The organism is Streptomyces scopuliridis, from assembly GCF_042790125.1.
Lineage (GTDB): Bacteria > Actinomycetota > Actinomycetes > Streptomycetales > Streptomycetaceae > Streptomyces > Streptomyces scopuliridis_A.
Window position 1 is genome coordinate 220,684 of the sequence record NZ_JBHTZS010000005.1, and the last position, 23,571, is coordinate 244,254.

Annotated in this window: 5 protein-coding genes; all 5 read right to left on the reverse strand. The window is 73.6% G+C overall.

Features of this window, described 5'->3' with window-relative positions; genetic code table 11:
- Nucleotides 1-130: 130 nt before the first annotated feature.
- The 5 genes from ACFRKB_RS10125 to ACFRKB_RS10145 all read right to left on the reverse strand — a co-directional run bounded on the left by ACFRKB_RS10125 (nucleotide 131) and on the right by ACFRKB_RS10145 (nucleotide 23,544).
- Complete coding sequence (locus ACFRKB_RS10125) at nucleotides 131-349, reverse strand: MbtH family protein (protein WP_383104847.1); 219 nt, start codon at nucleotides 347-349, stop codon at nucleotides 131-133.
- 86 nt (nucleotides 350-435) lie between these two features.
- Entirely contained in the window at nucleotides 436-9,771 is a 9,336-nt protein-coding gene (locus ACFRKB_RS10130; RefSeq protein WP_383104848.1) for an amino acid adenylation domain-containing protein, read from the reverse strand.
- Nucleotides 9,768-16,958: an amino acid adenylation domain-containing protein gene (locus ACFRKB_RS10135; RefSeq protein ID WP_383104850.1), complete on the reverse strand. Its 7,191-nt coding sequence runs from the start codon at nucleotides 16,956-16,958 to the stop codon at nucleotides 9,768-9,770. The genes ACFRKB_RS10130 and ACFRKB_RS10135 overlap by 4 nt, the downstream gene beginning before the upstream one ends.
- A complete protein-coding gene (locus tag ACFRKB_RS10140; protein WP_383104851.1) occupies nucleotides 16,951-17,946 on the reverse strand; it encodes a 3-hydroxyacyl-CoA dehydrogenase family protein in 996 nt (331 codons plus the stop codon). The genes ACFRKB_RS10135 and ACFRKB_RS10140 overlap by 8 nt, the downstream gene beginning before the upstream one ends.
- Nucleotides 17,947-17,973: 27 nt before the next feature.
- Nucleotides 17,974-23,544, reverse strand: coding sequence for a condensation domain-containing protein (locus ACFRKB_RS10145; RefSeq protein WP_383104852.1), 5,571 nt, complete (start codon nucleotides 23,542-23,544; stop codon nucleotides 17,974-17,976).
- Nucleotides 23,545-23,571 lie beyond the last annotated feature (27 nt).

The following is a 23,571-nucleotide window of genomic DNA, read 5'->3' on the forward strand; positions in this document are numbered from 1 at the left end:
TCGCAACAGCCAGCCCCAGAAGCGGCGCCGCCTCCGGCAGACGGACGATCCGTCAGTTACGAGCCGAAATCGGCTCCACCGTCAGCAATACCATTCAATGTCCTGTTGTGGCCAACGGAACCAACGGGCTTCAGGCCGGGGTGTCCGACGTCTCGCGCAGGGTGCGCGGACGCATATCGGTCCAGTGCTCATTGACGAAATCGATGGCGGTCCGACGGTCCACCTCACTCAGCGCCGCCGTCCAGCCCGCCGGGACCGGACCGAAGGAAGGCCAGAGCGAATACTGGCCCTCATCATTGACCAGCACATGGAAAACACCGTCCGTGTCGTCGAAAGGGTTCGTGGTCACAACAGATCATTCCTCTCACGGGAGCGGGACAAGGTCAGGGTCGGGAGTCGGGGTCGGGAGTCGGGGTCGGGAGTCAGAGGCAGGGCTCAGGGCTCCGGGGCCAGCAGCGCGGCCACCGGATCATCAGGCGCGGTGGCGATCGCCTCCAGCAGGCGCTCCAGCTCGGCCGCGATCCGCTCGGCCCTGGGGCGGTCCACCGTGTCCGGGCGGTGGCCCAGCCGCAGCGTCAGCGGGCCGTCGCCGGCGAAGGCCGCCAGTGTCAGCGGGTAGTGGGTGGCATCGCGCCCCTCGCTGCGCACCAGCCGCAGCCCCGGGGCGGCGCGGGCAAGGCTCACACGGTCCAGCGGATAGTTCTCGAAGACGACATGTGTGTCGAACAGTTCACGCCGCCCCACCAGCCGCTGGATGTCGCCCAGCCCCAGATGCTGGTGCGCCAGCAGCCCCGCCTGCTCGTCCTGGAAGCGCGCCAGCAGGTCCCGTACGGTCTCCGCCGGATCGATCCTCAGCCGTACCGGAACAGTGTTGATGAACAGCCCGATCATCGACTCCACACCAGGGAGCTCCGGGCGGCGCCCCGAGACCGTGGTACCGAACACCACATCCCGCACCCCGCCCTGCCGGGCGAGGAGCAGCGCCCACGCCCCCTGGACGACCGTGTTGAGCGTCAGACCGTACGCGCCCAGGCCGCGCAGCGACGTGGTCAGCGCGTCGGGCAGGGTGAACTCCAGGGACCGTACGGGCACCACGCCGCCACCGACAACCGACCCGGTCCCCGCTCCCGTGCCGGTGAGGAGGGACGGCGCCCGCGCACCGGCGAGCGCGCTCCGCCAGGCGTCCCTGGCCGCGTCACCGTCCTGGGCCGCCAGCGCGGACAGATGCTCACGGTAGGGCGTCACCGCGGGCAGCACGTCGGCGGCGCCCCCGTGCGCGTACAGCGCGAACAACTCACCGGCCAGCAGCGACACCGACCAGCCGTCCAGCACCAGATGATGGTGCGTCAGCACCAGTCGGTACTCGTCCGCACCCCACGCGAACAGCGTGAACCGCAGCAGCGGCGGCCGGTCCAGCTCGAAACGTCGGCGCAGATCCGCGCCCGCGAGCCGGTCGAAGACACGCTCGCGGCGCCCGGCCGGCACCGCACGAAGGTCCACGTCGCGCCACTCCGGTACGGGGGCGCCCGGCACCACCTGGACCGGACGGGGCAGATCGTGATGGACGAACGCCGCCCCCAGATTGGGGTGCCGCTCCAGCAGCGCCGTCCCCGCCGCGCGCAGCGCCTCCCCGTCCACTTCGCCCCGCACATGCAGGATGAGCTGTGCCTGATAGACGTCCGGGCTGTCCGGGGCGTACAGCGAGTGGAAGAGCAGTCCCTGCTGGAGCGGTGTCAGCGGGAGGACGTCCGCGAGGCCGGGGTAGACCGACTCCAGTTGTTCGATCTCCGGCTGCTGGAGGGGGACCAGGGGCAGATCGGACGGGCTGTGTCCGCCCGCCCCCGGGGTTCTGGCATGCACGACGAGGGCGTCGAGCGCGGTGAACCACAGCTCGGCCAGCTCCCGGATCTCCGGCTCCGTGAACGCGGTCTCGGCCCACGACCACGCGGCGTTCAGCCGCGGACCGGCCGGACCGTCGACGGTCACGGCGTCGAGACCGAGAAGGTGTCCGCCCGGCGGCGTGAGTGGCCCGTCCGTGTCGGGCAGTGTGGTGAACTCCGCGGTGATGTCCCAGTCCTCACGGCCCTCCGCGGCGATCCGGCCCAGGTAGTTGAACCCCGCCCGGGGCGTGCCCAGAGCGGACAGCTCCGGCGCCGCCACCGGGTCGAGATACCGCAGCACGCCGTAACCGACCCCCAGGTCGGGCACGGCCCGCAGCTGCTCCTTGACCCGCTTCAGGGCCCGGCCGAGCGCCGGCCCCGCCGTCCACACATCCGCCCAGACACACCCGGTGTTCTCCAGCCGGACCGGGAACATGCTGGTGAACCACCCCACCGTCCGCGACAGATCCGTCCCCGGCAGCTCGGGACGACCGTGGGATTCCAGCTCGACGACCACACCACGGGAGTCCCCGCCCGGTGCCCGGCCCCGGCGGCGCCGCCACTCCTCCATGGCGAGGGCCAGCCCGGTGAGCAGTACGGGCTCCACACCGCACCGGAAGGCGGCCCCCACCTCCGTCAGCAGCGGACGGGTACGCTCCGGCGGCAGCACCGCCGTGAACCGCCGCGCCGCGCTCCCGGCCGGTTCCTCCGGGGCGTCCGTCAGCGCGTCGCCCCCGGACAGCGCCTCTTTCCACCACGCCAACTCGCCCCGCCGTGCTCCGTTTTCGCCCTGCGCCGCGAGGTGACCGGCCCAGTCGCGGAAGGATGTCCCGGTGGCGGGCAGTACGGGAGGGCGTCCGGCGGCAACGGCCCGATGGGCGGCGGCCAGGTCCGGCAGCAGAACGCGCCAGGACACCCCGTCGACGGCCAGATGATGGACGACGAGGACCAGCCGGCCCGGCCGCACGGGCCCGCCGTCGAGGAACACCGCCGCCATCATCCCGCCCACGGCCGGGTCCAGAAGGCCCCGGGCCAGGCGTGCCGCGTCGGACAGCAGCATGGACAGCCGGGCCCAGTCGGCGACGGCATCGACCCGGCGTACGCGGTCACCCGCCCGCACCGCTCCGGGCGGCAGCGCCTCCAGCGCCCAGCCCGCCGGACCACCCGAACCACTGGCCCGGTGCGGGCCGGCCGAACCTTCTGAGCCGTCCGGGGTCAGGCGCAGGCGCAGGGCCGCGTGGTGGTCCAGCACGGCCTGTAGCGCGTCGGCCAGCCGCTCACGGGTCAGCCCCGGCGGGGTCCGCAGCGTGACGCACTGGCTGAACGACGTCGGATCTCCGCCCGGTTGTTCCCGCCACCACCGCATGATCGGCGTCAGCGGCAGCGCACCGCTGCCGTCGCCCGCCTCCGACCGCACCGGGACGGCTTCCTCCTCTAACTCCTCAGCCTTCGCGGCGAGTTGAGCCATGCTGGAGTAGCGGAAGACATCGCGCACACTGATCCGCAGACCCGCGTCGCGGGCCCGGCTGACCAGCTGGATGGCCATGATGCTGTCACCGCCGAGACGGAAGAACCCGTCGCCGGCCCCCACCGACTCCTCGCCGAGCAGCTCCGCGACAATGCCGCACAGCACCCGCTCACGCGCGGTCCGCGGCGCCACCGAGCCCGCCACGGTCCGGGGCGGCGGGGGCAGTGCGGCCCGGTCGAGCTTGTGATGGCGGGTCAGCGGCAGCCGGTCCAGGACAACGACAGCCCCCGGCACCATGTACTCGGGCAGCACACCGGCCGCGTACTCCCGCACCGCCGCCTCATCGACCCTCCGGCCCTCCTCCGGGACCGTGTACGCCACCAGCCGCCGCTCCCCGGGCCGGTCCTCCCGTACCACCACCACGGCCTGGCCGACCCCGTCGCACCCGGCCAGCACCGCGGCGACCTCATCGGTCTCGACGCGGAATCCGCGCAGCTTCACCTGACCGTCGACGCGGCCCGCGAACGCCAGCACACCACCGGGCAGCCACCGGGCCAGATCGCCCGTACGGTACATCCGCCGCCCCGGCGGGCCGAACGGGTCGGCCACGAACCGCTCGGCCGTGAGTCCGGGCCGGTTCAGATAACCCCGCACCACACCCGCGCCCGCCACATACAGCTCGCCCGTCACTCCGGCGGGTACGGGCCGCAGGAAGCCGTCGAGCACGTAGACGCGGACGCCGTCCAGTGGGCGCCCGATCGGCACACCCGACCGGGCCGCCGGATCCCCGGGGCCGGCCGGCACGGGGCCGGTGAGCGGGTGCCGGGTCGCGAACGTCGTCGCCTCCGCCGGTCCGTAACCGTTCACCACACGGGTGGACGGGCAGTGCCGGCGCACCGCGTTCACCGCGCGCGGCGCCACGACGTCTCCCCCCGTCCACACCGCGTCCAGCTCACGCAGACAGCCCGGATTCTCCTCGGCGACGAGCTGGAAGAGCCCCGCGGTGAGCCACAGCGTCGTCACGCCCGTACCGGTGATCAGGCGCTCCAGCGTCGCCAGGTCCAGCTCGCCGGGCGGGGCCACCACCACTTCCCCGCCGTTCAGCAGCGGGACCCACACCTCCAGGGTGGACGCGTCGAAGGAGAGCGGGGAGTGCATCAGGATCCGCTGCGGCCGGCTCTCCTGCCAGCAGCTGTCGAGCGCGAGAGCGAGCACATCGCCATGGGTGACGGCCACGCCCTTGGGCACACCGGTCGAACCGGAGGTGTAGATGACCTGGGCCAAGCCTGCCGGGCTGCCCACCGGAAGCGGCCACACCGTACCGGCCGCCGCCTGTCCCTCCTCATATACGTCGACGGTCCGCGGGCCCTCGGGAGGCCCGTCGACCAGGGGCGCGCCCCCGTCGGCAAGGATCAGCTCCGCGCCCGATTCGGCCACCACCCGGTCCCGCCGGGCGCGCGGCGACCGTGCGTCCAACGGCACATACGCACCACCGCACTTGAGGACCGCGAGCACCGCCACCACGAACTCCGCGCCCCGCTCCATCAGGACCGCGACCCGGGTTTCGGTACCGACACCGAACCCGGCCAGCCGTGCCGCCAGCCGGTCGGACCGGGCGTCCAGCTCCGCGTAGGTCAGCACCCGGCCCGAGGCCCGGACCGCCGGGGCCCCGGGCGTACGGCGCGCCTGCTCGGCGAATCTCCGTGGCACGGTGTCATGCGTGAGCCGCGCGGGGACCGGGGAGGCGCCCCAGGTGGTGAGCAGCCGGTCGCGCTCGCCGCTCTCCAGGATGCCGGCCAGACGGAGGGGACGGTCCGGTGCGGCGGCCACGCCCTCCAGCAGGCGCGCGAAGCGGTCGCCGATCGCCTGTGCGGTGGCCCGGTCGAACAGTCCGGTCCGGAAGTCCAGTACGCCGTCGATTCCCAGGAAGGCACCGTCCGGGCCGCGGTGTTCGTACAGGCTGAAGGAGAGATCGAACTTGGCGGCGCCGGTACCGACCGTACCGATCTCGGCCGACAGGCCGGGGAGTTCGAGCCGTCGCGGAGGCGCCGCGGTGACGACCAGCATCACCTGGAACAGTGTCTGCCCGTTCGCGGAACGGTGCGGTGCGAGGGCGTCCACCACCAGGTCGAAGGGGATGTCCTGATGCGCGAAGGCCGCCAGATCGGCGTCCCTGACCCGTCCGAGCAGCTGCCGGAACGTCACCGTGCCCGAGGGGTCGGCGGTATCGGTGCGCAGCACCAGCGTGTTCACGAAGTATCCGACGATCCCGTCCCAGCGCGCCTCCGCGCGGTCCGAGACCGCCGTTCCCACCGGGATGTCCGTACCGGCGCCGAGCCGGGTGAGCAGTGCCGCCAGCCCGGCGTGCACCACCATGAACACACTGGCGCGCTCGGTGGCGGCCAGCTCCGCGAGCCTGGTGTGCACCTCGGCGGGGACACGGAACGCCACGGTGTCCCCGCCGTCCACCGCCTCTTCGTCCGCCGCTTCCTCGTCCACCGCACCCGCCGTCCGGTCGGCGGGCAGCTCGATCCGCTCCGGCAGTCCGTCCAGCTCCCGGCTCCAGTGCGCGAGCCCGCGCTCCGCGGACGGGGTGGGGCGGGCGGCCGTACCGAGCGCTCCGCGCTGCCACAGGGTGAAGTCCGCGTACCGCGCCGGCAGGGGCGCCCAGTCGGGCGCCCGGCCCCGCAGGCGTGCCGTGTAAGCCGTACGGAGATCGGCCAGCAGCGGAGCGAGGGACGCGTGGTCGCAGGCGATGTGGTGCAGCAGGAGCAGCAGCACCTGTTCGTCCGGGCCGGTCACGAACAGTTCGGCCCGCAGCGGGCATTCGGTATCCAGCCGGAACCGGTACCGGGCACCCGCCGCGAGCGCCTGTGCCGCCTCCCCCGCACCGGTCCGCGTCACGGTCAGCCGGGGACGGGCAGCCGCCGGTGACAGGATCCGCTGGACCGGCGAGCCGTCCACCTCCTGGACGACCGTGCGCAAGGACTCATGACGTGCCGTCAGATCCGCGAGTGCCGCCCGCAGCGCCTCCTCCTCGGCCTGCCCGGTCAGCCGCAGCACCAGAGGCACGTTGTAGGCGCTGTCCGGCCCGGTGAGCGAGTGCAGGAACCACAACCGCTGTTGGGCGAAGGAGAGCGGAAGGTGCTCCGGCCGCCCGCCCCGCGCCGGAGCCGGTACCGGATCCCCGCTCTCAGACCCGTCCGGTTCCCGTCCGCCGTCCGGGGCGTGCCGCCACAGGTGCGCGGCGAGATCCGCCACCGTCGGATACGCGAACACGTCCCGTACGTCCAGCTCCACCCGGAACCTCTCGCGCACCGCGCTGACCAGCCGCGTCGCGCGGAGGCTGTCACCGCCGAGATCGAAGAAGCTGTCCCGCGGCCCCACCCGCCCGGTACCGAGGAGTTCCGCGTACAGGGAGGCGAGCCGCGTCTCCTGAGGGGTACGGGGTGAGCCCTCGGCGCGTACGGGCTCCGCCGGGACGGGGGCGGGCAGCGCCGCCCGGTCCAGCTTCCCGTTGGCGGTGAGCGGCAACGAGTCGAGGACCGTGAACAGCGCCGGGACCAGGTGTCCGGGCAGCCGCTCGCGCAGGTGTTCCCGCAGGCGCGCGGTGAACGGACCGTGACCGCCCACCGCCGCCGTCCCGCCGCGCGCGGGGACCACGTACCCCACCAGCCGCGCGTCACCGCCACCACCGTCGCTGTGCTCGGCGTCGTCCGGTACGGCGGCCACGACCGCCTGGGCGACCCCGGGCACGGCCAGCAGCGCGCCTTCGATCTCGGCGGGCTCGATACGGAAGCCGCGGACCTTGATCTGGTCGTCGGACCTGCCGAGGTACTCCAGGCCGCCGTCCGGCCGCCACCGTACGAGGTCCCCCGAGCGGTACAGCCGCGTCCCCGGCGGGCCGAACGGATCGGCGACGAACCTCGACGCGGTCAGGTCCGGCCGGCCGAGATATCCCCTGGCCACCCCCGGGCCCGCCACATACAGCTCGCCCGCCGCCCCGGGCGGCACCGGACGCAGCCGGCCGTCCAGCACATACAGCCGCGTTCCGGGCAGGGACGTTCCGACCGGGCTGCCCGGTTCCGTGCCGTGACGGGCGGCCAGGTCGAGCCGGGTGGCGTGGACCGTGATCTCGGTGATGCCGTACATGTTGACCAGGACCGGCGAGGCGCCGCCGCGCCGCCGGAACCAGGAGCTGAGCCGCGCGGGCCGCAGCGCCTCGCCGCCGAGGATCACCCAGCGCAGCGCCACGTCCCGGCCCCGGTCCGGCTCCTCGTCGTCGGCCGCCGCCAGCGTGTAGAAGGCGGACGGTGTCTGGTTCAGCACCGTTACCCGCTCCCGGGCCAGCAGGTCCAGGAACTCCCGGGGCGAGCGGCTGACGTCGTGGGGGACGACCACCAGCCGGCCGCCGTGCGCCAGCGCGCCCCACATCTCCCACACGGAGAAGTCGAAGGCGCAGGAGTGGAACATCGTCCACACATCCCCGGCGTGGAACCCGAACCCGGCGGCGGCGCCCTCCAGCAGCGACACCGCGCTGTGGTGCTCCACCACCACGCCCTTGGGCCGGCCGGTGGAGCCCGAGGTGTAGATGACATACGCGGCATGGCCGGGCGTCAACGGCCCCGTACGGTCCGCGTCCACCGGATCGTCCGGCGGGAACTCCTCCAGCGGCCCGGCCGGATCGTCCGGCGTGAGCACACACACCGGCCGCGCGTCCGCCATGATCAGGCCGACACGGTCGGCGGGCCAGGCCGGGTCGATGGGCAGATACGCCGCGCCCGTCTTGGTCACCGCGAGGATCGCCGTCACCAGTCCGACGGAGCGGGGCAGCAGGACGGCGACCGTGTCCCCGGGACCGGCGCCCCGCCGGATCAGCTCCCTGGCCAGCCGGTTGGCGCGGGCGTTGAGGTCTCCGTACGACAGCACCTCCCGCCCGCAGGAGACCGCCGGGGCCCCGGGGGTACGCGCCGCCCAGCGCTCGACCAGCTGGGGCAGTGTCGTGGCGGCCCGGGACGGTGGTGTGGTGGCGCGGGGCACCATACCCCGCCGCTCCCCGGCCGACAGCAGGCCCAACTCCCCGGCCGGGCGGTCGGGTTCGGTGATCAGGCCGCTCAGCAGCCGGACGAAACGGCGCGCCTCGGCCGCGGCCTCGCGCGGGCCGTACCGGGCCGGGTCGGCGTACAGGTCGACCCGCAGCCCGGAACGCTCCGTCTCCGGGTGGACGGTGACGGACAGGTCCTCCACCGGGCCGACGGCCAGGTGGTGCATCGTCATCGGCCGGCCCGCGAACCGCCGGCCGAAGCTGAAGGGCATCACGTTCACGGCGAGCCCGTACAGCGCCCGTCCGGTGCCGGTCAGTCCCAGATCGCGGTGCAGGTCCTCGGCGCGGTAGTGCTGGTGGGCGAGAGCGGACGTCATCTCGGCGTCCACGGCACGCACCAGGTCCGCCGCCGGCCGGTCCACCCGGACCGGCACCCGCAACGGCAGCACATTCGACGTCATCCCGCCCACGGCGCGGGCCACGGCGCCCGTACGACCGGCGACCGGCAGCCCCAGCACCACCTCCTCGCCGCCGCCCACTCCGGCGCGCGCGTGGGCCAGCAGCGCAGCCGCCGCCGTGGGCACCACCGGCCACCGCACCCCGAGCCGGCGGGCCAGCTGCCGCAATGCGGCCAGCCCCGCCCCCGGCAGCCGGGCGGCGCCGCGCGCCGCCACCCCGCTCGGGGCCACTGCCGCTGCCCCCGGCCCCGCCCCGGCCGGGTGGCCGGCCCCGGGCCGGGGGCCGGCCATTCTGCCGGTCCAGTAGGCGCGGTCGGCGCCGTACTCCGGCGAGGCCCGGTAGTCGGACTCGGCCCGCAGCAGGGCCTCCAGCGGCACCCGGGGGCCGGGTTCCGGGTCCTCCCCGCGCTCCAGCGCCGTATAGATCTCGCCGAGGCGCCGGGCGAAGAGCGCGCCCCCCAGACCGTCCATGACCAGGTGATGACAGAGCAGATACCAGCACACCCGCTGGTTCGAGAGCCGGATGAAGGCCGTCCGGAACAACGGGCCCGCCGCGAGGTCGAACGGGCGCGCCGCGTCGGCCCGCATCCACTCCACCGCCGAGGCCATCGGGAACCGCTCGTGCCGCAGATCCACGACCGGCACGTGCCACGACGGCAACTGTCCGATCCGCTGCCACGGCTCCTCGCCCGGCCCGGCGGGGAACCGGGCCCGCAGTGGTTCCGCCTCCGCCACCGTCAGCCGGAAAGCCGTCTCGAACAGCCCGGGATCCAGCTCCCCGGACACCTCGAAACCCGCCGCCACGTGGTACCGGGCCGGCGGGGCGAACTGCTGCCCCAGCCAGACCCCGTACTGCGCGGTGGAAAGGGGGACGGAGCCGGGGCGGTCCGCCGTGTTCCCCGGCTCCGTACCCTGCCTCATACGACGTTCCCCGGGGTGGCCGGACGGACCTTCAGCCGCTGGGCGAGCGCGTGGGCGACCTCGCCCAGCGGGCCGGGCCGCCCCAGCTCACCGTGGGTGCAGTCGATGGGCAGTATGTCCGCGCCGCCGGCGTCCACCAGCGGCCGCCACAGTTCACGGGCGACCTCCGGGGAGGTCTCCCGGGCGGTGAAGACCAGGGGGTCCCCGGCGAACCGGCCGGGCTTGTGGGCGTACGAGAGCGCCGAGTTGTTGGCGAAGATCCGGGCGACCGCCGCGACCCGCTGCTCGTCGAACGAGGCCAGCAGCCCGGCCTGTTCACGGGCGACCTCCACGAACCGCGGATAGGTCAGCGACTCGCCCGCCCAGCCGGAGGGGTCGTAGCCGAAGAACTCCAGCACCATCGCCAGCACATCCCCGCCGGTCACCCGCGCTGCCGGCCCGGCCGCGCTGTCCTTGGCACGGTCCGCGGGATAGGCGTCCAGGGCCGCCAGCAGACCCACTTCCTCCCCGCTCAGCTGGAGCTGTACCGCCATCTCGTGGGCCACCAGCCCGCCGAACGACCAGCCCAACAGCTGGTAGGGGCCGGTGGGCTGCACCTGGCGGATGTGATCCACGTAGTCCGCCGCCATCTCCCGCAGGGACGCCGGCAGCACCTCCTCGCCGTCGAGTCCCCGGGCCTGAAGCCCGTACACCGGCTGGTCCGTGCCGAGCGGTCCGGTCAGTCCGGCGTACGACCAGGCGATGCCGGCCGCCGGGTGGACGCAGAACAGCGGTGGCCTGCTGCCCGACTCGCGCAGCGGCAGCAGTACACCGATGCCGCTGCCGCTCCCGGGGTCCCGCCGCGTACCCGCGAGCAGCACCCCGGCCGCCGTCCCCGTGCCCGCACCGGCCGCCGTCCTCGTGCCCGCACCGGCCGTCCCGGCGTGTGTCATGAAGCCGCCGACGCCGCGGGTGGGCTCGGTCGCCGCCGTCGTCAGCAGCCGCGTGAACCGGTCCGCGAGCGATTCCACCCGCTCGCGCTCCATCAGATGCGGACGGTAGTCGCATCGCAGCAGCAGCCGCTCGCCCCGCGCGGACACCACCAGATTCAGCGGGAAGTGCGGGGCATCGTCGCCGTAGGCCCGCGCCAGCTTCAGACCGGGCGCCGGCTCGGCCAACTCCTCCGTGTCGAGGGGGTAGTTCTCGAACGCCATCACCGTGTCGAAGGGGTTCCCCACATCCGTGATCCGGCGGATCTCACCGAGACTGATGTGGTGGTACGGCAGCAGCCGGGCCTGTTCACGCTGAAGCCTGACCAGCAGCGCGCCCAGCGACTCCGCCGGGTCCAGCCGCACCCGTGTCGGTACGGTGTTGATGAAGAGCCCCACCATCGTTTCCACCCCGGCGAGTTCCGCGGGCCGTCCCGAGACCACGGAACCGAACACCACGTCGGTGTTACCGGTCTCCTGGCCCATCAGGATGCCCCAGCCCGCCTGGAGCACCGTGTTGGTCGTCACGCCATGACGGCGGGCCATGTCGACCAGGGCCACCGTCGTCTCCGCGCTCAGCTCCACGGTGACATTGCGCGGCGCCATCGGCTCCGCCGTGCCCTCTTCCCGCGCGACCCGGGTCGACGCCGTCAGCCCCGACAGCGCCTCCCGCCAGGCGGCTTCCGCCTCCGTGGTGTCGACCCGGCCGAGCCACGACAGATACTCCCGGAAGGGGGTGGTGGCCGGGAGGTCCGCGGCCGTGACCGGTTCCGTGGCCGTGACGGAGCCCTCGCCGCCGGCCTCCCGGTAGAGCGCGAACAGCTCACGCAGCACGATGGGCAACGACCAGCCGTCCATCAGGATGTGATGGGTCGTCAGGACGACCCGGTGGCGGTTGTCGCCCAGCCGGATCAGCATCAGCCGCATCATCGGCGGAGCGGTCGGCGTGAACCGGCGGTTGCGCTCCAGACCCAGCAGCCGGTCGATCTCCGGCTCGCGTCCGTCCTCCGCCAGTGCGCTCAGATCCTCTTCCCGCCAGGGCAGTTCGGCCGCGGCGCCGAGCACCTGGACCGGCTCGGCCAGACCCTCGTGGACGAAGGCGGCGCTCAGGTTGGTGTGGCGCCGCAGCAGCGCCCGGCCCGCGGTACGCAGCCGGCCGGGATCCAGATCACCGACGAGTTCCAGCCAGACCTGCACGGTGTAGACGTTGTGCTCACCGGCGGGTACGTCCGACTCGTCCGCACCCTGCCCCGCGCCCTCTTCCGTCTCCGTATCGGTGCCCAGTCCGCTGACCAGGACGTGGTAGAGGAGACCCTGCTGGAGCGGCGACAGCGGAAGGATCTCCTCCAGGCCGGGGTAGTCGCGCTCCAGCCGCTCGACCTCGTCCTGGCCGAGGTTCGTCAGCGGGAAGTCGGACGGCGTACGGCCGCCCGCCCCCGGCTCCGCCGCGTGCGCCGCCAGCGCGTCCAGGATCTCGAACCAGGTGTCCGCGAGACCGTCGACCAGCCGCTCGTCGAGAATGCCCTCGGGCCAGGTGAAACTGACGCCCAGTTCCGGTCCCCGCGCGGTGTCCTGGGTCAGCGCGGTGATCTCCAGCGGATGCGCCAGCGGCATGTCCGCGTCGGCGCCCGCGCTCATGCCCGACTCGGGCGCCGGACCCCAGTCCGCTTCCCCCGACGCCGCGGGCAGCAGGAACCGCCCGAAGTAGTTGAATCCGATCTCGCGCGGCGGGGCGGCGGCCAGCGCGCCCGAGGTCTCCGGGTTCAGGAAGCGCAGCAGACCGAAGCCGATGCCCTTGTCGGGGATCGCCCGCAGCTGCTCCTTCACGCGCCGCAGCGCCCGGCCCAGTTCCTGGCGGGAGTCGCGCGGGCCCGGGGTTCCGGTGGCACCGGGCGCGAGCCGTATCGGGTACATGCTGGTGAACCAGCCCGCCGTACGCGACAGATCGGCGCCGGGTACGACCGGCTCACGGCCGTGTCCCTCCACATCGATCAGCACATCCCCTTCGCTGCCGGCACAACGCCGCACGGCCAGCGCCAGGGCGGTCAGCAGCACATCGTTGATCTCGCAGTGGAAGGCAGCCGGAATCGTACTGAACAGATGCCGTGCCCGGTCGGCACCGTAGGTCACGGCGCGGGAGCGCGCGCGTCCCGTGGTGTCCACGGCCGGGTCCAGCGCCCGCTTCGCCAGCCGGGGTCCCGGCGTGGACAATATGCCGGTCCACAGGGGGAGTTCGGACGTACGGCGCTCCTCGCGCGCCTGCGCCGAGAGCGCGCGGCTCCAGTGCCGCAACGACGTCTCCACGGGACGCAGCTCCGGAACCCGGCCCGCTTCGAGATCCTGGTACGCCCCGACCAGATCGGGCACCAGAATCCGCCACGACACCCCGTCACACGCCAGGTGGTGCGCCATGAACAGCAGCCGGCCCGGTACGCCGTCCCCCGCGTCGAACCAGACGATCCGCACCATCACACCGGCCTGGACGTCCAGTTGCCCCTTCGCCCGGCCGGCCTCGTCGGCAAGGACGCGCTCCAGATCGCCGGCATCCCTGACATCGACCCGCCGCACACACGACGCCCCGGACACCGAGCCGGGCGCCCGTACCGAGAGCCGCCACTCGGCCGACGACCGGTCGAGCCGCAGCCGCAGGGCGTCATGGTGGTCCAGGAGCTTCTGTACGGCGGCGACCAGCCGGTCCTCGCGGACCCCGCCGGGGACCTGGAGCAGCACGGCCTGGTGGAAACCGTCGACCGGGCCGTCCAGCTCACGGAGCCACCGCATGATCGGGGTGAGCGGTACGTCACCGACCCCCGAGCCGGTGCCCCCGGACGCGGCGCGCGTGGTCTCACGGGCGGCCCCGGCCAGCGCCTTGACGGTCTTGTACTCGAAGATGTCCTGCGGGGTGAGCACCAGACCCACCTGACGCAGCCGGCTCACCAGCTGGATCGACATGATGCTGTCGCCACCGAGGTCGAAGAAGCTGGCGTCCACGGGGACTTCGGACTGCCGCAGGACCTCGGAGAACACCCGCGCGACGTGCTGCACGCGGATGTCGGCGGGCGTCACCACGGGCGTGACCACAGGCGCCTCCACAGCCTCCCGAGCCTCCGGAGCCGACGACTCCGGCGCGGCGGGCTCGGCCCGCGTCGCGGCTTCGGCGGGCTCGGCGACCCGTGCGGGTGCGGGTGTGGGTGTGGGTGTGGGTGTGGGTGTGGGCTCCAGTGTGGACACGGACTCGGGCTCCGGCGCGGACACGGGCTCGGGCTCCAGCGCGGCGGCGGGCTCCGTGTCGCGGTCGATCTTGCCGCTCGGCGTACGCGGCAGCGACGCGGCGAGCCGTACCTCCCCCGGGACCAGATACGCGGGCAGCCGCTCGGCGGCCCACCCCCGCAGCGCCTCGGGATCCGGACGCCCTGCCCCCGCCACGGGCACCGCGTAGGCGACGAGCCGTGCGTCGCCGGCCGTGTCCTTCCGTACCGCCGCCATGGCCTCGCTCACCCCGGGGTGCGCGGCGAGCACGGTCTCCAGCTCTCCCGGCTCGATCCGGAATCCGCTGATCTTGACCTGTGCGTCCGCCCGCCCCAGGAACTGGAGTTGTCCGTCCGCGCGCCAGAAGGCGAGATCCCCGGTCCGGTACATCCGGCTGCCCGGCGGACCGAACGGATCGGCCACGAAGCGCTCCGCGCTCAGTCCGGGCCTGCGCAGATAGCCGCGGGCCAGCCCGGCACCCGCCAGATACAGCTCACCCCGCCGCCCCTGCTCCACCGGCTGGAGCGCCCCGTCGAGTACGTACGCGCGCACATGCGTCAGCGGACGGCCGATGGGCGGCGCACCGCCCGACGACGAGGCGCCGGACAGTGCGTCCTCGGACGGTGACGCGTCGGAGGACCACGCGGTGGCGTACACGGTGGCCTCGGTGGGCCCGTAGACATTGAGCAGTCTGCTGCCCGGCATGGTGCGCGCCACGCGGGAGGCTAGCGAGGCCGGAAGCGCCTCTCCGGCCATCGCGAGCGTCTTGGCGGACAGCTCCACACCGCCGAACTCCATGAGCTTCGCGAACACGGAGGGGATCGCGCACAGCAGCCCGCCCGACCAGCGCGGCGGGTCACCGTCGAGCAGCGACAGCAGATTTCCGACCACCTCGACACTGCCGCCCGTGGCCAGCGCGGGGAAGATCTCCGCCACCGACACATCGAAGCTGAACGAGGTGGCGGCCAGCGTGTGCGCGAGCGCCTGCGCGCCGAACTCGGCGGCCACCCAGGCGATCAGCGGCACCACACCGCGGTGAGCGACCACGACACCCTTCGGCGTCCCGCTGGACCCCGACGTGTAGATCACATACGCCGGATGCCCGGGGAGCAGCGGCGCGGCACGGTCCGCGTCGGTGGGCGGCTTCGGTGAGCAAGTCCCCAGCTCGTCGGCGGTCTTCGCGTCGTCCAGGACGAGCGGCTCGCCCGGCAGACCGCCGAGGTAGTCCGCTCCGGCGGCGCCGGTCACCACGCACCGGGGCCGCGCGTCCTCGATCATGAACCGGAGCCGCCGCGCCGGGTAGGCGGGGTCGAGCGGCAGATACGCGGCGCCGGTCTTGAGCACCGCCAGCATCGCGACGATCGCCTCGGCCGACCGGGGCAGCAGCAGCCCCACCACCTGCTCGGGTCCGGCCCCCCGGCGGATCAGCAGATGGGCCAGGCGATTGGCCCGCTCGTGGAGTTCGCCGTAGGTGAGCCGCGTCGTACGGTCCCGGACGGCGATAGCGTCCGGGTGCCGGGCCGCCGCGGTCTCCAGCAACTCCGTGAGCGTGCCCTGCTGGGGGCGCTGCTCCCGCACCCCCGTCCAGCCCCCTACGGTCGCCCGCCGGCCGGCGTCCAGCAGATCGAAGGAGCCCACCGGGCGCCCGGGAGCGGCGACGACGGCGGACAGCAGACGTCCGAACCGCTGTCCGTGGGCGGCCAGTTCATCGGCGGCGTACCGGCCGGGGGCGCCCAGGAAGGCGAGCCGCAGACGGCCGTCGCCGGGGTGCTCGTCGATCACCACGCGCAGATCCTGGACGGGCTCGTGGCCCACCCTGCGGACCAGAGCGGGCAGCGCGCCGAACCGGATCTCCGGGCCGGGGTCACGGATATCGGCGACGGGCCCGTAGAGCCGCGGGCGGGTACCCGGCACGCCCAGCTCCCCGCACAACTCCTCGTGCCGCAGCCGCTGATGAGCGCGGACGCGGCGGCTCTCCTGGGCGGCGCGCTGGACGAGTCGGCCGAAGCCGCTGCCGGGGCGCACCGTCAGCCGCAGCGCCGCGATGTCCTCGGCGGCGCCCGGCACGCGCTGGGAGACGCGGCTCGGCCGTCCGTCGACCGGCAGGCCGAGCACGAGGTCCGTACCGCCGCTCAGCCGGTGCGTGTACGCGGCGACGGCGGCCAGCAGCACGGCCCGGGACGGGGTTCCGCTGTAGCGGGCGGCGGCGCGCACCCGGTCGGTGTCGGCGGTGGTGAGGACGGCCGGGAGCGAGGGCTCGACGGGAGCGCCCGCGCCGACGGCAGCGTCCGGGGCCGCTTCCCCGGCGAGGGTCACCGGCTCGGTCCGGCCCGCGGCATACTCCCGCCAGAACGCGAGATCCCGGCCGTGGTCCGCCGACGCGCGGTACTCGGCCTCCTCCGCGAGCAGCGCCGCCGGTGACACCAGCGCCGAGTCCCCCAGGTCCTGTCCGGCCGATCCTCGCGGCCATCCCTCGGCGCGCGCCGTATAGATCTCCGCGACCCGGCGGGTGATCAGGGAACAGCCGAACCCGTCGAGTACCGAACGGTGATGCCGGTGGAACCAGTGGAAGCGCCGCGCCGAGAGACGGATCAGCGCCTGCGCCGACGCCGCGTTCCCGGCCGGACGGGCCGACCGGGCGAGCTGAGACCGTACCCACTCCTCCGCCGCGGCGACCGGATCGGGCTCGGTGCTGAGATCCACCAGGGGAAGCGGCAGGCCGCCGGCGGACTCCAGGACCGGCGGCCCCTCCGTAGCCGGATCGCTCCCGGGCAGCCGCACGCGCAGCGCCTCGCTCTCCTGGACGACCCGCGCCAGCGCCTTCTCGAACGCCGTGACGTCCAGCGCGCCGTGGATCTCCACGACCTCCGCGACGTACAGGCCCGGCGCCCAGGGATCGGCCGACGACCCGCGCCAGACCTCCCGGCCCGCGGCGGACATCGCGGTGCGCACACTCTGCTGGTCAGCCATGGCTGGCTCCTCCCCGGGAGACGAGATGGTGTTCCGGACGCTGCCTCTGCTCCGGGTACTGGTAGAAACCGCGGCCGGACTTGCGGCCCACGCTGCCCTCCGCGACATGGCGGGCCAGCAGGGCACACGGCCGGAATCGTTCGTCGCCGGTGGACTCGCGCAGCACGTCGAGTGAGTCGACCACGGTGTCCAGCCCGATGAGGTCCGCCGTACGCAGCGGCCCCATGGGGTGGCCGAAGCAGTCCTGGAAGATACGGTCCACGGTCTCGGCGTCGGCCGTTCCCTCGCCGAGCACCGTCGCGGCCTCGTTGAGCGTCAGCATCAGCACCCGGTTCGTCACGAAGCCGGGCGCGTCACGGACCACGAGGGCCCGCTTGCCGAGCTCCGCGAGGAGGTCCACGGTCCGCCGTACGGTCCGCTCGCTCGTCAGCGGCGCGCGGATGACCTCCACGGCGTCCTTGAGGGGAGCCGGGTTCATGAAGTGCGTGCCGATCACCCGGTCGGGACGGCCGGTGAACGAGCCGAGCCGGGAGATCGGAATGCACGAGGTGCAGGACGCGAAGACCGTGTCGGGGCCGCAGACCTGATCCAGCCGCCGCAGGATCTCCTCCTTGACCGGCACCTTCTCGCGGGCGCACTCGACCACGAAGAAGGCCGGGGCCAGGTCGGGGAGTTGCTCCGACCAGACGACACGCCCGGCTTCGGCGCCCGCTCCGGCCCTCGCTTCTGCCAAGGAGGAGGACGAGGAAGAGGACGAGGAAGGAGAGGACGAGCGTCGTCGCAGCAGCCTCGCCATCCGTACACCGGCACGGAGGCGGGCCGGCCCGCTGCCGAGTGCCGCCGGATCGGGGTCGACGACCACCACGGGATACCCGGCCTCCGCGAAGCACTGCGCCACCCCGACCCCCATGGTTCCGGCACCGACGACGCCCACGGGCGCGCCGGTCGTGCCGGCCGGCTCACTGTCCTTGCGTTCACGCACGGTCACGGATCTCCTTCGGCTCTGTCCGGGATGTCAGTCGGCGAGAGACGCGACGGCGCTGAACCACAGGCGGGACAGCGGCGCGTCGGGCTCACGGAGGGCGGCGCGCACGAGCGCGACCAGGTCGTCGGCGAAGGCGGTGACCGTCGACGCGTCGAACATCTCGGTGCGGTACTCCACCGACACCTGCAACGCGCCCCGCTCCGGTCCTTCGACGACGGAACAGGCCAGATCGGGGCCGCCCTTACCGGTGGGCAGGGTGAGGCATCCCGCCTCCTCCCCCGGCCACCGCACGGCACCGGCCTCCATGCCGGCCGCCGCGCCGAGCGACGCGGGCAGGCGGTGGTGGACGTAGCCGACATCGAACAGCGGCGCCCGCCCCGGCTCCTGGGGCACCCCGGCCGCGCGGACGATATCGGCGAGCGGCACATCCCGATGGCTCTCCGCGTCGGCGGCCACGCGTCGGATCCGCTCGGTGAGCCGGTCGAAGGAAGGGTCGTCGGCGAGCGCGATCCGCAGCGGCAGCGTGCGCGCGAACGGGCCGATCAGTTCGCCCGCCCCGGTCCGCTCCGGGCTGTCTCCCGGCTCCCCGGGGTCCGGCGCCGCGGTGACCCCGATGACCGCTTCGTCCGTCTCGGAGCGCAGGGCGAGGAGTGTGGCGATACCCGCGAGCAGCCCCTCCCGCGCTCCGGTCCGGCCCAGTTCGACGGCGAGTTCCGCCGGAATCCGGAAGGTGTGGGCGGCGCGGGCGCCCGTACCGGCCAGAGGACGCGGCCGGTCGGCGGGCAGGCCGACGGCGCGCAGCCCGGTGAGAGCGCGCTTCCAGTGATCGAGCCGGCCGTTGAGCGAACCGTCCGCGGGCGGACCCTCCTGCCGACGCCCGTATTCCGTGTACGGGACGGGGAGTTCGGGCAGGGCGGGCAGTCGCGCCGGGTGTCCGCGCAGCCGCGCCCCGTAGAGGGCGAACAGGTCCCGGAAGAACACGCCGGGCCGCCCTCCGTCATAAACCGCGGGGTGCGTGGTCACCACGAGGATGTGCCGGGCCGGGCCGGTGGTGATCAGCAGCGCCCGCAGCGGGCGGCCCGCCGGCGGTCCCAGCGGCCGTCGTCCTTCCGCGAGCGCGAGTTCATGGGCGGCGGTCAGTGGTTCGTCCCGGCCGGAGGTGTCGACGGCGGTGAAGAAGTCACCGCGTACGGGGCGCAGCACCGCGTGCCGCTCGGCCAGTTCCCGCAGAGCGGTACGCAACCGGGCGCCGTCCACCTCGCCGCGCAGCTCCACGCAGACACTGACCGGGTCCCCGGGAGCGACGGACTCGCCGGCGGTCCGCTCGACGGCGGTCCGCCGGGCAGGGGCCGGCCGGACAGGCGCCGGCTGGGCAGGGGCCGGCTGGGCAGGGGCCGGCTGGGCAGGGGCCGGCTGGACGGGAATCGCCCCGTACGGGGTGTCCTCATCCGCCGCGACGGCGTGCAGCAACCCCATCAGAGACGCCGACAGGGCCTCGACCGTACCGGCGTCGAAGAGCTGCGTGGCGTACTCGATCACCACGTCGAGCGACTCCTCGCCCGCCCGCTCGGCGACCACCACGGTCAGGTCGAACTTGGCCGTGCCCTTCGGCAGTCCGGGGAAATAGGGACCGGTGTCCTCGTGTCCGGCGGGGCCGAACAGGTCCTCGCCGAACGCGAGGCCGGCCGGGAGCGTCTGGTGGACGTACATCACATCGAAGATCGGGTTCCGGCTGGGATCGCGCTCCGGTGCGACCTCGCGCACGATCTTGTCGAACGGGATCTCCTGATGGTCCAGCGCGCCGAGCACCACACCGCGCACCTGACGCAGCAGTTCCCGGAAGGTCGGATCGCCGGAGAGGTCGGAGCGCAGGGCGACGGTGTTGTTGAAGAAGCCGAGCAGGCCCCACAGTTCGGGTCGGCTGCGGCCGATGGTCGGCGTGCCGATCACGATGTCCCGCTGGCCGGACCAGCGCGAGAGCAGCACGGTGAGACCGGTGAGCAGCACCATGAAGAGCGTGGCGGTCTCCCGGCCGCCCACGGCCCGCAGTCCGTTGACGAGTTCGCCGGGGACGGTGAAACCGTGCGACGCTCCGGCGAAGTCCATGCGTGTGGCACGCGGCCGGTCGGTGGGCAGCGCGAGCGCGGGAGGGTCGCTCAACCGGCCGCGCCAGTAGTCCAGTTCACCGTCGAGCCGGGAGCCCTCCAGCAGTTCCCGCTGCCAGCGCGCGTAGTCCCGGTACTGCACGGGCAGCGGTGCGAACCGGTGTACGCGGCCCTCCAGACGGGCCGTGTAGAACGCCAGGAACTCCTTCATCTGGATCTGGGGCGCCCAGCCGTCGTTGACCGCGTGGTGCATCGCCCAGCAGAAGAGGTACTCGTCGGGCGCGACGCGCACCAGCGTCACCCGGACCAGCGAGTCCCGGGCGAGGTCGAAGACCCAGCCGGTCTCGGTCCTGATGACCGCGCGCGCCGCGGCCTCCGGGTCCGGGCCGGCGGAGACGTCCTCGTACCGGAAGAAGTCGCCCAGCTCCGGGCGGATCACCAGTCGCGGTCGTCCGTCGGCCTCGACGAAGTTGGAGCGCAGGGTCTCGTGCCGTTGGGCGAGGTCCTCCCAGGCGAGCCGTACGGCATCGGGATCCAGCGGGCCTCGGTGACGGGAGACGCCGGGCAGGTTGTAGAGCGTGGTGCTCGGGTCCAACTGGTGGTGGAACCACATGCGTTCCTGCCCGTAGGACAGCACCAGCTCCTCGCCCGGGAGGATCGGCGGCAGCGAGTGGCCGTCGTCCTGGGCGGCGGGCGCCACGGCCGCCGGCTCCGGCCGTGCCCCCTCTTCCGCCACGACCCGTGGCAGCCGCGCCGAGAGGGCGTCCGCGAGATCGCCGACGATGGGGTGGTCGTAGATGTCGACCAGCTTGAGGTGGGCGCCGTACCGCCGCTCCATGCCCTGGACGAGCTGGAGCGCGATGACGGAGTTTCCGCCGATGGTGAAGTAGTCGGCGTCGGCGGGGACTTCGTCCGCGCGCAGCAGATCGGTGAGGGATTCCTGGAGCCAGCTCAGCACCGTCTGCGCGCCGGACGGCGCACCCGGACCGGGCTCGGGCACAAGCACGGGTACGGGCGCGGTCGCGTGCTCGGTTTCGGGCGTCACGGGGACGACGGGTACGGGGGCAGGTGCCGGGGCCGGTACCGCCCTGGGCGCGGGGACATGGACAGGCGCCCGGACATGGGCAGGTGCGGGGACAGGCGCGGCGTCGGGCGCGAGGGACGGCACCGCCTCGGCGGCGGTCCCCGTCGGCGCGGCCGTTCCGAACCCCTCGAAGGAGATGATGTCGCCGACCGGCCGGGCCCAGCAGCGCACGCCCCGGAGCCGGTGGCCGGGCAGCGGGACCCGTCGGCCGGCGCCGCCCCCGCGCTCACCGGCAGCCGCCGACAGCGCCGGCCAGTCGGGATCCCAGCCCAGCTCGTAGAGCCGGGCGAGTACGTCGAGCACTCCGTCCGTACCGGACCCCAGGGTGAGGACGGAGGCACCGGGGCGGCCGTCCAGATACTCCGCCAGCCGCTCGCCGAGCTCTCCTCGGGCCGCCAGCTCGACGAAGACGACGGCACCGCCCGCGAGCTGCTCGTCCGCCGCCGCCCGCAGTTGTTCCAGCCGGAGTGCCTGGCCGGCCACGGCCGGGTCCTGAGCGCTCGTCGCCCGCTCCAGTGCGGTGGTGTCGGCGGGCGTCAGGGTGTTCCGGAGATGCCGGACGGTGTACCGGGATATCCCGGAGCTCATCAGCCCCTCGGGGGCCACGCCGGCCCGGATGAGCCGGGTGTACGCGGCGAGCTGGCCGCGTACCATCGCGGCGCGATCGGCCGGTACGGGCAGCCGCTCGGGCAGCGGGTCCAGGCCCGTCCCCGGCGGCCGGCCGGGGTCGGCGTCCCCGGAGAACAGGAACACCACACGGGGCCGGGCTTCGGTCCGGCCGTCCTGCGGGGACGCTGCCGTGCCCGGGGTCTCCAGTCGCAGCCAGGTGGCCTCGGCCGCCAGTGCGACGGCCAGTTCTGCGGTCCCGCGGGCCACCGCGCCGACCCGGCAGGGGTGGTGCTCACGCCCCTCGTTCACGGTCCTGGCGATATCGGCCAACGGCCGGGCGCTGTGGCGCAGTTCCCGTGCGAGCCGTTCGCAGAGCGCGATCAGCTCCGCGGGCGTACGGGCCGAGACGCCGACCAACCGCGCCTCGCCGTCGCCCGATCCGCCATCGGCACCGTCCGCCGCGTCACCGCTCGCGTCCTCCGGGCGCCGTACGGCCGTCGCGGGCGCCTGCTCCACCACACAGTGCGCGTTGATGCCGCCGAGGCTGAACGAGCTGACACCGGCCCGGCGCACCTCGTCCCGCCAGGGCCGGACCGATGTCACGACCTCCAGACGGGCGGCGTCGAGGTCGATCTCCTCCGGCGCGCGTTCGAAGTGCAGCGAGGGGTAGAGCTCTCCGTGCCGGACGCTGAGGATGGCCTTGACCAGCCCGGCGATTCCCGCCGCGTGGTCCAGATGTCCGAGGTTGGTCTTCACCGATCCGACCGCGAGGTCGCGCCGGTCGCCGGGGCGGGCGAGCGCCAGCCCCTCCACCTCGATGGCGTCGCCGAGCCGGGTGCCCGAGCCATGTGTCTCGACATACCCGGCCGTCCCGATGTCCAGGCCCGCGCCGCGCCACGCCTTGCGGATGACCTCCGCCTGGGACCGGGCGCTCGGTGTGCTGATGGTGGCGGAGTGCCGGCCGTTGTGTACGACGGCGCTGCCGCGGATCACGGCGTGGATGAACGCGCCGTCCGCCATCGCCCGCTCCAGGGTGGTGAGCAGCAGGACCGCGCCCCCCTCACCGCCGCCCGCCCCGTCCGCCGCGTGGTCGAACGCCCTCGACCTGGCGGTCGGCGAGCTGATGCCGGGGAAGGCCGCCACGGTGGCGGCCGGGGCGACGACATGACGCAGACTCACCCCGCCGGCCACCGCGTACTCGGCGTCGCCGTCGCGCAGCTCCCGGCATGCCTGGTGTACGGCGACGAGCGATCCGTTGCAGCCGGTGTCGACGCCGTAACAGGGCCCTGTGAGCCCGAAGATATGGGACACCCGGGCGGGCAGCCCGCAGGGGATGTTGCCGATCATGCTCAGCGTGCCGTGCTCGCGCACCAGCGGCGCGTAACCGTTGCTCGGGGAGCTGAAGATCACGGCGGTCTGGCTGTCGCGCAGGCCCGAGGGGGCGTACCCGGCGTTCTCCAGGGCCTCGTGGGTGAGTTCGAGGGCGAGCCGGTGCTGCGGGTCGGTGACCTCCGCCTCACGCCGGGACAGACCGAAGTACTCGTGGTCGAAGAGATCGATCCGGTCCAGATATCCCATCTCCGGATAGTCCACGGAGGGGTCCAGACAGGTGGATTCGACCCGCTCGGGCGGGATCGGGCGCACCGAGTCGACGCCGTCGCGCAGATTCGCCCGGAACGCGTCGAGGCTGTCCGCCTGGGGGAAGCGCGTGGCGATCCCGATGACCGCGACGGCCGGTCGCGCCCCCGTCGGACCGTCCGCCTGCGGCGTATCGGTCCCGTACGCCGTGCCCGTCCCGCTCATGTCGCCCTCCCGTTCATGCGGCACCCT

Bases quoted from the DNA above. Each gene is read 5' to 3' on its own strand.
- ACFRKB_RS10130 (WP_383104848.1), bottom strand. From the start codon at position 9,771: ATGAGGCAGGGTACGGAGCCGGGGAACACGGCGGACCGCCCCGGCTCC.
- ACFRKB_RS10135 (WP_383104850.1), bottom strand. From the start codon at position 16,958: ATGGCTGACCAGCAGAGTGTGCGCACCGCGATGTCCGCCGCGGGCCGG.
- ACFRKB_RS10145 (WP_383104852.1), bottom strand. From the start codon at position 23,544: ATGAGCGGGACGGGCACGGCGTACGGGACCGATACGCCGCAGGCGGAC.